The following is a 9,196-nucleotide window of genomic DNA, read 5'->3' as shown; positions in this document are numbered from 1 at the left end:
GGTCGGGGCCTTCGCCGTTCCCGGGGGCGCACCGGCAGGGCGGGCCCAGGGGCGGGGTTTCCCGGGTGCACGGCCCCGGAAGACACGGCCACGGTGATCCGCCCGTGGACCGCCCGCGCCGGAGACCTCCGGTCACACGCCCCGGCCCCGACTCCGGCCCCGCCCTCGGCCCGTGCCGTCCCGGTCAGGAGGTGCGCCGCAGGGCCGCACGGGCGAACGCCCTGCCCCGGGCGGTCGGCGCGGTACCCCCGCCGAACGACCCCCGGGCCCATCCGCCCATGGCGTCCAGTACCACCCACGCCTCGTACATCGCGTCCCGGGCGACCGAGGAGTCCACCGGAAGGCCGCCGCCCCCGGCCCGCCACCCCAGGCCGTTCAGGACCGCGGCGACCTCGCCGGGCACGTCCCGGCTCCCGGCCGCCGCCGCCAGCACCCCCACCAGGCACCCCAGCCTTTCCACCTCGGCCTTCGGCTCGGGTGGCATGTGCGCGGCCAGGTGGTCCCACAACGCCCGGGGATCGTCGCGCACCGCCGTGCCGGCCCTGGTGGGCAGCAACCGCCCCTTGTACTTGCGCAGCAGCCCCATCCGCTGCGCGGACTCGCGCAGGTTCAGCACCGGCAGGGTCTGGACCTCCCGGTTGGCCTTGCCGATCCACCTCCCCGCGAGACCCAGCGCTTCGGCCGCCTCCTCGACGCTCGCCGGGGGCAGGTATCCGGACCCGGTCAGCTTCACCCCGTCGTCGCCGACGTGGTCCAGCAGCCAGGTGTAGGAGGAGACCGCCGCACGCACGGTGGCCGTGCTCGGCTCCTCCTCGGGAGCGGTCGCCTCCGCGACCAGGGCGAGCAGCCGCCCCCGCGGTCCGGGGTCGCGCACGGACGCCAGCAGTTCCGCGACCGGGCCGGGCAGGTCGTCCGGCACCGGCCCGGACACCACCGCCAGGTCCCGGTTGACGGCGTCGATGTCGAACGGGACCGGCGCCCGGCCGGGGTCCCCGCCGTAGGCCTCCCGGTACTCGGCGAGCGCCTCGGCGTGGTGCGGGTTTGCGGTGTCGGTCGCGGCGCTGAGGAGCTCGTAGCCGGGCGCCCCGCCGCAGTCCTCGGGCGGGGCGGGCCTCTCCCCGCCGGTGCACACCGCCCGCGGCCCGCCCTCCTCGCGGGGCAGGACCGCCTGGAGCGTGAGCAGGTGCTCCCAGTCGTCGCCGAAGTCGTACAGGTAGAACAGCTCGTCCCCGACCTCGGCCAGCACCTCGTCCAGGCGCACCTGCTCCTCGGGGACGCCGGGCCTGCCCTCCCGCGCCTCGAACGGGCACAGGTACGGCTCGGCCTCGCGGCTGTAGTAGGGACCCCCGCCGGCGAACCCGTGCAGGTGGTGGTCCTCCCAGCCGAACGCGGCCTGGAGGATCGTGTGCACCTCGTTCAGGAACAGTTCCGAGTCGAGCTCCAGCCTGCGCCACACCGGCGGCTTCGTACCGCTGATCTCCACCCGCACCCGGTAGGTCGCCGCCTCCTCCCGGCGGGGGCGGCGCCGGGACGGCCGCGGGGACTCGTCGAACAGACCGGACCCGAACGGACCGCCGTCGGGACCGGAGGCCTTCAGGAAGTCGTCGAACCCGTCGGGGACCGGGGCATCACCAGGAGCATCCATGACGGCAAGGTACCGCTGTCCCGGCGGAACGGCGACACACACGACCGGGTGCCGCGGGTCGGGGAACGCCACCCCGCCGTCCCGGCCTCACAGAGCGGTCCTCTCGTCGGGCCGGTAACCGTGGTCGGCGAGCCAGCGGCGGGCACGGCCCAGGGCGCGTTCCCCGCTGAAGACCGTCCACGAGGCCAGGGCGTCCCCGTCTTCTCCGTGCATCGCGTTCTTGAACCTCCCGAACGCCCCGCGCCCCTCCAGCGCCCACCGCAGGCGCTCCCGCAGACCGGTGTCCGCGACCGTCTCCGCGAAGTGCGCCATGTCCCGGTAGGCGGCCCGGCTGCCGGGCTCGACCGCGATTCGGCGGCCCTCCGCGAAAGCGTCATCGTCCGGGTCGGCGTCGAGGTCCAGGACCGCGGCGGGCAGGACCTCACCGGTCAGCGGATCGAAGGAGGCGTCTCCTTCGGCGGGGTCGGAATCCAGGGCGTCCGCGAGCTCCTCCAGGTTCACGGGGGTGGGAACGAGCTCCGTTGCAGCCGTCGCCGTCCCCTCCCTCCCCTCCAGTTCGTCGGCGAGCAGGTCGTCGCCCGCCCAGCCGCGACCGCGCAGGCCGGCGGCGCACCGCCGCACCACGTCGGCCGCTCCGGGCGCGTTCCCGCCGGACACGCCGAGCAGAGCGGTACCCGCTCTGTGCACCACCGGGTCGAGCGGCCGTCCGGTGAGGGCGTCCAGGAGGTCGGCGGTGTCCGGCCGAAGCCGCCGGTACTCCCGGACCGCCCACTGCCGGGAGGAACCCGGGGTTTCGGCCGCCGAGGCGGGCGACGGGCCCAACCGGGCGGCCAGCTCGGGAGCGACGCGGTCCGGGCTCGCCGAAACGATCTCGTAGGAGGCCAGACCGTTGCGGACCAGGGGATCCCGCGCCGCCACCGCCTCGGCATCGCCGCGTTCCCCGACGGCCAGGACGACCCCGCCGGGGTCGGCGGACACCGTCCGCCCGGAGAACAGGAGCAGTCCGGCCGAGTGGTGCTCTTCCAGGTGGGCGATGTGGCCGGGCATGTGGGGCGCGACCTCGTCGGCAGCGGCTGTGAGGCGCAGGATCAGGACATGGAGCATGCCCGCATTATTTCCCTCCCGCCTCCCCGAGAACATCGGATCCGCCGGAATTCCCCCGCTGTGGTGCACCGTGCGGATGCGTCGCGGGAGCGGGCGGTGCGTGCCCGGCGCACGCCGCCCGGTGGGACACCGGCCGACGCGGCGCGCCCCGGGTCGCGGCCCCCTCCGTTCCCCGGATCGACGTAGGGTTGGTGTACACAGGGTCCGGGGGACGACGCGCGTCCCGGCCGAGGAGGCTCCGACATGCGGTTCGAGAAGTCCATCGACATCGAGGCGCCCCGGCAGCGCGTCTGGGACGTGCTGACCGACATCGAGGCCTGGCCCAGCGTCATCCGGCTGGTCGAGGTGGCCGAGGTCGTCACACCCCCGCCGCTCGCGGTCGGCGGCACCGTGCGCCTGCGCGAGCACAAGCTGCCCGAGGGCCTGTGGGACATCACCGCCTGGGACGCCCCCGCCTCCTTCGAGTTCACCCAGAAGGCCGGCGGCGCCACCACCGTCGTCCGCCACCGCGTCGACGCCCTCACCGAGGACCGCTCCCGCCTGACCCTGGACCTGGAGATGCGCGGGCTCGTGGTGGCGGTCATCGGCGTCTTCTTCAAGAAGACCACCCGGAACCACCTCGACCAGCAGGCCGAGGACCTCAAACGAGCCGCCGAGGACACCCCCTAGCCCGCGCTCCCGCCCCCACCCGCGCGCCAGGGTTCGCGGGTGCGGAGCAGGTCGCGGACCAGGGCCCGCCAGGGGATCACGAAGACGAACGGCACCGCCCAGGCGCAGGCGAACAGGGTCTCGGCGACCTCCGGTGTCACGGCGCCGCGCGACCACAGCGGCACCGCGACCACCAGCACCCACACCGCCTTCCACAACACCTCGAACACGAGCACGAGGACCATCCGCACCGGCGCGAAGAGCCCGACGACCGCGAGGAGTTGCAGGGCGCACAGCACCGCGTCGAAGGCCCCGTCGATGACGGGGCCGTCCGCGCCGGACGCCAGCAGCCGGGGCCAGGCGGTGAGGCCGAGCCCGACCACCAGGAGCAGGTGGCAGGCGCGCAGCAGGTTGCGGCGCAGCGGTGTCGTGTCGGCCGTGGCCGAGAGGGTGGGAGCGTTCATGCGGCCAGTCTTGCCAGCGCGGCCCGGGACCGGAATGATCCGGTGTGTCAGGATCCTTGACCCTGCGTGTCAGGGTGCTCCCGGCCACGTCGTGAGGGGGTGGCGGGTGCGGCGGGCGACCATCGCGGCCGGCCTCGTCGCCGGGCTGCTCGCCTACGCCGGGCGGCACGGCGCCGACACCGACGCGCTCGCCGCGGCCGCGGGCCTGTCCCGCGAACGGCCGGCGGACCCGGACGCGCGCGTGCCGCTGGCCCGCTACCTGGAACTGGTGTCCGCCGCGCGCCGGGCGCTGGCCGACGACGCCCTGTCGCTGCACTACGGGGCCGAGGTCGCGATGGCCGACGTGTCGATCGTGGGCCTGGTCATGGAGGCGGCCCCCGACATGGCCGCCGCCCTGGCCCAGCTCCAGCGCTACCGGCGCCTGGCCCTGGAGGTCGACGCCGACGGGAACGGCCCGCGGTTCGAGCTCGAACACTCCGGGGGCCGCCTGCTGCTGGTCGAGCACCGGCCGGCGGGACCGGGCACCGAGCTGTCGGAGGCGGCGGTCGCCCGCCTGGTCTGCGGCCCGCGCCGGTTCCTGGACCGCCCCCACGTGCTGGGCGTGCACCTCACCCGCCCGGCGCCGAAGGACCCGGCCGGGGCCGCCGAGTACGAGCGCGTGCTCGGCTGCCCGGTCCGGTTCGGCGCCCGGAGGACCGTGCTGGAACTGCACCCCGAGGTGGGTTCGTGGCCGGTGGCCCGGCACCCCCGCTACGTCTTCGGCGTCCTGCGGGAGAAGGGCGACGCGCTGCTGGCCCGGCGCCCGCCGCCGGAGACCTTCACCGAACGGGTCGAGGAGGCCGTGCGCGCGATGGTGCACCAGGGCGACCTGGGCGCGGACGCGGTGGCGGCCCGGCTCCACTGCAGCCGCTCCACGCTCTCCCGCCGCCTGCGCGCGGAGGGCACCGGGTTCCGGCGGGTCGTCGACGGGGTGCGCCGCGAACTCGCGGTCTCCTACCTGCGGGCCGGCCGGGCGTCGGTGGGCGAGGTCGCCTACCTCGTGGGGTTCTCCGACGCCGCCGCCTTCTCCCGCACCTTCCGCCGCTGGACGGGGCAGTCCCCCGGCCGCTTCCGCCGGAACCCGGCGGGCGAGGCCCCGCCCGGGCTCAGCGACGACCCCCGGGACCCCACCGGCCCCTGAGGCCGATCCCGCGCCCGGGCGGCCTCCGTGGCCCAGGCGGACACCGCCCGACTGAACACCGACCTCGCACAGGTCACCGAGGGCATCCGCGCGATCGGCGACCCCTCGGGGGTGTCCGGCCGCCGCAAGGCCCTTCGACTCGCCGCTCACCACCGGGTGCGGGGACGACTCCCGGCTGCCGCACTCCCCGCTCCTGGAACGCAGTGCCCGGCTCCTTTCAGTCGACGACCTCATCCCCATCCGCAGCACCGGTGACCTGGGCGCCTTGAGCGAAGAGGAGCGGGGCCGTCCCGCATTCTCCCTCGCCGACGAGGTCGCCAGGGCCGTCGAATGGCACATCGCACGGGTCGCTCGACCTGTTCGCCGGTACCGGCCCACGGACCTGATGATGCACCTCACCGGCCCCGGCGCCTGCACCCGCGTTCGGCGGATCGCGGATGCCGCCCAGCAGGACAGACCTCTGCGCCCGCGCGACCCCTGGCAGCCGCCCGCCGGGACCCGCCCGGGTCCCGGCGGACCTACCCCATCCAGTTTCGGTCCTCCTACGAGCCGTTCGGTTCGCTCCCCAGGGCCAGGTCCGTCTCCGTCCCCTCCCAGCTCTCCCCGGACCGCCAGATCACGCCGGTACCGAACACCTCTCCCACCAGCTCGGCCGCCTCGGGGGGTTCCGGCGGATCCGGCAGGACCAGGAAGGCCCGGTCGGCCTTCCCCGTCACGTACTCGATCTCCATGATCCGCAGAACGCCCTCACGCATCCGCTCATAGGTGTGCCCGCCCGCACCCAGTACCTCGTACAGGTAGGTGCCTTCCGGCCCTTCGCACTCCACGTCCAGGAGCTCGCCGCTCTCCGGTTTCCGGTGTCGTTTGAACAGGTCCGCCATGAGCTGGTGCCGCAGTGCTTCATGGATGTTGTCCGCCCTTTCCCGTGCCACGGCCGCACGGATGACGGCGAGGAGACCGTTCTCGGCGGTCTCATCCGTCTCGGACATGTTCTGCTCCATCGTGGTCGGTTCGTGTGGTTCGGGAAGCGGATCGGAGGAAGTCCCCGAGGAGGCCTGGGGGGAACCCGTCGGTTCCGCTTTCGGAGTCCTGAGATGGGACTGACCGTACCGGGAGGGCACCCCCTCCAGGAACTGGGCGTGGCTCCGCTCCTTGTGGACCGTCCGGTAGTCCGTCACCGACCGGGCGTCCGGACTCAGGACCAACCGGTACCCCCGGTCGTCGAGGAACCAGACCCCGTCCCTCCGGTGAGCCCAGTCCCCGTGCTCCCACAGGTGGAAGAGCATGGCGCGGAGCTCGGCCTGGGCCTCCCGCGCACCGCCCCGGTGCCGCGCCACGAAACGGGCCCGCGCCGCGGCGGTCACGTGGACCGTTTCGGCCCCCTCCCCATAGGAGTCGGGCGCGATGCCCCGAACGGTGCCCGCGGGGAAGGGCAGGAGCCCGGGTGTCTCCTCGTAGTGGAGGGGGGTCCTCGTCCGGTATCCCCCGCACCCGTCCTGTCGGCACCAGCGGTCGGGTGTGTTCGTGGTGTTGCGGCAGTGGTCTCCCTCGGTCCGGAACCGGGTGCAGGGCCCGGTTCCTGGCTCCTCGCGCTCCAGGACGGGATCGGGGTCGACGAGGACGTCGGGCAACGTCTGCGCGTAGACGATGGACAGGGACTGGGTGCACCTGGTCAGGGCGACATAGAGCCGACCGACCCCGTTGGCGGTGGAAGCGGTGATCTCTCCCGGTTCCACCAGGACGACGTGGTCGAACTCCAGCCCGTTGACCCGGGACACCGGCAGGACCTGGACCTGCGGTCCGTCCTCGTCGCCGGCCGACTCCCCCAGGTGTTCCTCCACCTTCGCCGGCAGGGGTGAGCCGTCGGCGGTGATGACCGCGACCGACCTGCGTTGGCCTCCCGACTCCCTCAGGCGGTCCACCTGTGCCGCAACCTCCGCCAACAGCCCGTCGGGGTCGACCCTGCGCACCGTGACGCCCCCTTCGTCCGGAGGGCGTACCGGGGTGGGGCAGAGCACGGCCGGTGCCACGGCCACCGCCGCGGGAACGGCGACGTGCATGACCTCGTGCGGGATCCGGTATCCGACGGTCAGTTCGTGGAAGTGCCACCCGTCCCGCAGCGTGAGCAGCTCGGTGAAGTCCGACCACTGCTCGTAGCGGTGTTCCCCGGTGGACTGGGCCAGGTCGCCCAGGACGGTGAGCGACCCGCTGGGGCACCGCCGGGCCAGCCCGCGCACCTGCATGGGAGTGAGGTTCTGGGCCTCGTCCACCACGATGTGCCGGTAGCGCTCGGGGCCGTCCCCGGTGAGCAGGACCCGGAGTTCCTCAAGGCAGACCAGGTCGGCACGAGTCCAGGGTTCCTCGGCTTCGTTGGCCGCCTTGGCCCGGATCAGAGCCTGCTGCTCCCGCGCGGACAGGATGTCCTCGGCAGCGGTGGCCAGTGCCCCGGGGTCGTTGAGCAGCCTGCGCAGCAGGCGCTTCTCGGAGAACTGCGGACACACGGCCGCGGCCAGTTCGGTGACCGCACGGCTCCGGGTCAGTCTCGTACGAACGCCCTGGTCACGCCCCGAGTAACCGTACTGGTCGGTGAGCTCGCGGATCAGGTGGTCGAGAAGGGAATCGATGAATCCTTGCCGCCTGTCGGCGTGGCTGCCGGGACGCCGCCGGGCCTGCTCCGCCATGTGTTCGAGGTCGGTATCCTCCACCGTGACGTAGCGGCTCTCGTCCCGGAAGGTGAGTCGGCCTCCCCTGGCGAGTCCGGCGACCGCTTCGGGACGGATGAGGGCGCGGACGGCCCGGGCCAGCACCTCCGCCATCCTGGCATCGGACTTGGTCCGGGCCTGTTCCGGTGTGTCGTCGGCCCGGGGCCGCCCCTCCCACAGCCCGTCCAGGGCCTGTGCCCGCACCCCGCGGCTGCCGAGCGAGGGGAGGACCTGCCCCACGTAGGACAGGAACTCCGGGTGCGGCCCGACCACGAGGATCTGGTCGGCCGTGAAATGGTCGTTGTCCAGGAGCCAGGTCACACGGTGCAGTCCGACCGCGGTCTTTCCCGTCCCGGGTCCGCCCTGGACGACCAGGGTGCCAGGGCGCTCGTCGGAGACCAGTTCGAGCTGGTCGCGCTGAATGGTCTCGACGATGTCCCGCATCAGGCCCTTGCGGGCCCGGTTGAGCTCCTCCAGGAGGAAGGGGTCGACCATCTCCTCCTGCTCCGCCGCCCTGCGCCGCGTCACCAGGGCCGCGACCTGCGCGGGCGAGGGGCCGCCCGCGGCCTCCTCCGGTTCACTGATCTCGTCGAAGTAGTCGCGGACCCTGCGACCCTCGCACTTGAGCCTGCGGCGCAGGCGCACCGGCCCCGGCGCACTGGGCCGGGCCAGCTGCCATGTCCTGGCCAGCGGTGCCGTCCACTTGATGACCAGGCGGTCGCCCCGCTCGTCCTTGACGCCCATCCGCCCGACGTAGAAGGTCTCGCGCTCGTCGTCCTCCTCGACGTCGGCCCGCATGAACACCAGGGGTCTGCCATCCGAGTGGAGGTCCTCCAGCCGCTGCTCGAACTCCCTCTTCTGAGCGGCGTTGTCCTTCGCGCTCGCTCCCGCCGGCTGCTGCGCGAGCCGACGAAGCATCTCCTTCGAACGCTCCACGTGGTGATAGGCGCGGTCGACCGCTTTCTGCTCCTGCTCGATGACCGCGTCCCGGTGTCCTTGGTTCACTTGTGCTCCGGCTTCGGTGATGTGGGGGTGTCCACCATCGGACGGACGTGTCATGCGGTGCCGGTGACGGCTCGGGACGGGAGGGGCCGTGCCTCACTGGAGACAGCGGCCGCCGTGGAGGGTCCCCACCGTTTCCGGACAGGTCGCGAACCGCTTCTTCCCGCGGTTTGCGGCATCCTCCCATGCACCGCCCACATCTACGAGGGTGTGATGGCCGCACCGACGCCGGACAGTCCCGATCGGAAACCTCGCTCTCCCTCCGACCGTCCCCGGCGCGCACTAGTGTGAGACGGCGAATGCGCATGTCCGACCCGCCCGCCCGGGATCCGCGCAGAGCCCATGCCGAGAAAGGTCCTCCCACGCCGTGAAGGCTTCCGAGACCCCTTTGTTGAAACTGATCCAGCAGGGTCACCAGTTCGTCATCCCGATCTACCAGCGCGCGTACTCC

6 protein-coding genes are annotated in these 9,196 nt (G+C 73.2%); 2 read left to right on the top strand and 4 right to left on the bottom strand.

Translation table 11 applies throughout. The annotated features are described in order from the left end of the window. Positions 1-184: 184 nt before the first annotated feature. Both ACJOT3_RS28440 and ACJOT3_RS28435 read right to left on the bottom strand, forming a co-directional pair. Positions 185-1,645, bottom strand: a complete 1,461-nt coding sequence (locus ACJOT3_RS28440) for a plasmid pRiA4b ORF-3 family protein (RefSeq protein ID WP_406976202.1) — start codon at positions 1,643-1,645, stop codon at positions 185-187. An 87-nt stretch (positions 1,646-1,732) separates the two neighbouring features. Next, complete coding sequence (locus ACJOT3_RS28435) at positions 1,733-2,749, bottom strand: YciI family protein (protein WP_406976201.1); 1,017 nt, start codon at positions 2,747-2,749, stop codon at positions 1,733-1,735. Between the two features lie 243 nt (positions 2,750-2,992). On the opposite strand from ACJOT3_RS28435, the gene ACJOT3_RS28430 reads away from it, so the two are divergent. Further along, positions 2,993-3,418, top strand: coding sequence for an SRPBCC family protein (locus ACJOT3_RS28430; protein ID WP_406976200.1), 426 nt, complete (start codon positions 2,993-2,995; stop codon positions 3,416-3,418). On the opposite strand, the gene ACJOT3_RS28425 is transcribed toward ACJOT3_RS28430, so the two are convergent. Next, positions 3,415-3,861: a hypothetical protein gene (locus ACJOT3_RS28425; RefSeq protein WP_406976199.1), complete on the bottom strand. Its 447-nt coding sequence runs from the start codon at positions 3,859-3,861 to the stop codon at positions 3,415-3,417. The two genes, ACJOT3_RS28430 and ACJOT3_RS28425, sit on opposite strands and share 4 nt — an antisense overlap. A gap of 106 nt (positions 3,862-3,967) precedes the next feature. On the opposite strand from ACJOT3_RS28425, the gene ACJOT3_RS28420 reads away from it, so the two are divergent. Continuing rightward, the gene (locus ACJOT3_RS28420; protein WP_406976198.1) at positions 3,968-5,041 is read left to right on the top strand and encodes an AraC family transcriptional regulator; all 1,074 of its coding nucleotides are present in this window, start codon (positions 3,968-3,970) and stop codon (positions 5,039-5,041) included. 542 nt (positions 5,042-5,583) lie between these two features. On the opposite strand, the gene ACJOT3_RS28415 is transcribed toward ACJOT3_RS28420, so the two are convergent. Beyond that, positions 5,584-8,748, bottom strand: a complete 3,165-nt coding sequence (locus ACJOT3_RS28415) for a HelD family protein (RefSeq protein ID WP_406976197.1) — start codon at positions 8,746-8,748, stop codon at positions 5,584-5,586. Between the last annotated feature and the right edge of the window lie 448 nt (positions 8,749-9,196).

It is taken from the genome of Nocardiopsis protaetiae (assembly GCF_045446735.1).
Lineage (GTDB): Bacteria > Actinomycetota > Actinomycetes > Streptosporangiales > Streptosporangiaceae > Nocardiopsis > Nocardiopsis protaetiae.
Note: the sequence above shows the minus strand (reverse complement) of the source record. Positions and strands in the feature narration are given on the sequence as shown.